We start from the raw sequence: 716 nt of genomic DNA, 5'->3' as shown, positions 1-716 counted from the left end.
GCCAAGGAGCACCGGCCGAAGGTGATCATCGCCGGGTGGTCGGCGTACCCGCGGCAGCTCGACTTCGCCGCCTTCCGGCGGATCGCCGACGAGGTCGGGGCGTACCTGTGGGTCGACATGGCGCACTTCGCCGGTCTGGTCGCCGCGGGGCTGCACCCGAACCCGGTCGAGTACGCGGACGTGGTCACCTCCACCACCCACAAGACCCTGGGCGGGCCGCGCGGCGGCATCATCCTGGCGAAGAAGGACTTCGCGAAGAAGCTGAACTCGTCGGTCTTCCCGGGCTTCCAGGGCGGCCCGCTGGAGCATGTGATCGCGGCCAAGGCGGTGTCCTTCAAGGTCGCCGCGTCGGATGAGTTCAAGGAGCGCCAGCGCCGTACGGTCGAGGGCGCGAAGATCCTCGCCGAGCGGCTGACCGCGCCGGATGCCCGTGCGGCCGGGGTGAACGTGCTGTCCGGCGGCACGGACGTGCACCTGATCCTGGTCGACCTGCGCGCCTCGGAGCTGGACGGGCAGCAGGCCGAGGACCGGCTGCACGAGGTCGGCATCACGGTCAACCGCAACGCGGTCCCGAACGACCCGCGTCCGCCGATGGTGACGTCGGGCCTGCGCATCGGCACCCCGGCGCTGGCCACCCGCGGCTTCACGGCCGAGGACTTCGCCGAGGTCGCCGACGTCATCGCCGAGACGCTGAAGCCGTCGTACGACGCGCAGGC

General features: G+C 71.4%; 1 protein-coding gene. It reads left to right on the top strand.

All coding sequences use genetic code 11. The features are described from left to right. On the top strand, positions 1-716 hold a 716-nt coding region (gene glyA, locus ACP4J3_RS50825; RefSeq protein WP_426545113.1), incomplete at both ends, for a serine hydroxymethyltransferase.

It is taken from the genome of Streptomyces sp. UG1 (assembly GCF_049974585.1).
GTDB lineage: Bacteria > Actinomycetota > Actinomycetes > Streptomycetales > Streptomycetaceae > Streptomyces.
This window is presented reverse-complemented; position numbering and strand designations above follow the sequence as displayed.